General features: G+C 42.7%; 1 protein-coding gene and 1 pseudogene. Both read right to left on the bottom strand.

Annotation, left to right across the window (positions count from 1 at the left end):
* Nucleotides 1-280: pseudogene (locus tag ASC50_RS01350) on the bottom strand (sugar phosphate isomerase/epimerase); the annotation flags it as partial.
* A 39-nt stretch (nt 281-319) separates the two neighbouring features.
* Nucleotides 320-719 (bottom strand): Gfo/Idh/MocA family oxidoreductase (locus ASC50_RS01345; protein WP_338140301.1); only part of this gene is annotated, 400 nt, incomplete at its 5' end.

Below are 719 nucleotides of genomic sequence, written 5' to 3'. Positions count from 1 at the left end.
CCCAGATATAATCCGGTAAGATTTCTTTGTGACGAACATCAATATTGTCACAAACCGCCTGACCTATCAAGTGGACAGAAATGGCGTACAAACTCAAATCATACTTTTTAAGTAAATCTTTAATTCCCTGGTAATAAGCAGGGTCGGTATTCCGAACATCCAAATGAGCAGGAATACCCAACTCCAATCCATCGTATCCGAAGGATTTTGCTTTTTCACAAACTGTTTCAAGAGGGAGGTCTCCCCATTGAAGCGTACATAATGTTGCCAAACGTGCCATAATAAATATTGTTTTAAATTGTTATTATTTATTTTCTAATTATTGAATCCATTTTACCCATTTCTTGCTATCGTCGTATCCTGCTGTTACTACCGTTTCGATGAACTGCATGCCGCGAACGCCGTCATCAACCGTTGGGAAATCGAGCCATTCCGGTTTGGGTGCTTGTCCGTTGATTTTTGCTCTCACCGTGTAGGAGAAATTTCGGTAAATATTGGCAAACGCTTCCACATAACCTTCGGGATGTCCTCCCGGTGTGCGGGAATTGTATTTGGTAATATCGCTCACATAACCTGTTCCTACGCGAATCAATTCGGTGGGTCTGTCGAGCCATTTAGCCAATAGGGTATTCGGTTCCTGTTCGTGCCATTCCAAACCGCCTTTTTCGCCATAAATGCGGATAGCGATGGCGTTTTCTTCACCAACAGCAATCTGAGAA

It is taken from the genome of Candidatus Symbiothrix dinenymphae (genome assembly GCF_001431085.1).
The sequence above is the reverse complement of the archived record's forward strand: the minus strand, read 5'-3'. Positions and strand labels throughout refer to the sequence as shown.